Below are 256 nucleotides of genomic sequence, written 5' to 3'. Positions count from 1 at the left end.
GCTGTGCTTGCTCTTGTAAAGAGGCAGCTCCAGACGTCCGAGACGAAACCAAGCCGCCCGGTCGAAAAATGGAGAGTGTTTCGCGACGCTTGTGAGGCCCGTGAACGCCTTGGCCTCCAGGACAGGGCGCTGACTGTGCTGGACGCATTGCTGACGTTTTATCCAGAGAGCGAGCTCAACTGCGATAGTGGATTGGTGGTCTTTCCATCCAATGCTCAGCTGTCTGTCAGAGCGCACGGCATAACCGGAACGACCT

General features: G+C 57.0%; 1 protein-coding gene. It reads left to right on the top strand.

Features of this window, described 5'->3' with window-relative positions; all coding sequences use genetic code 11:
- Nucleotides 1–3: 3 nt before the first annotated feature.
- The coding region (locus P7F60_RS27980) for a helix-turn-helix domain-containing protein (protein ID WP_277920885.1) at nucleotides 4–256 on the top strand (253 nt) is incomplete at its 3' end.

It is taken from the genome of Rhizobium sp. YJ-22 (assembly GCF_029601685.1).
Lineage (GTDB): Bacteria > Pseudomonadota > Alphaproteobacteria > Rhizobiales > Rhizobiaceae > Metarhizobium.
The sequence above is the reverse complement of the archived record's forward strand: the minus strand, read 5'-3'. Positions and strand labels throughout refer to the sequence as shown.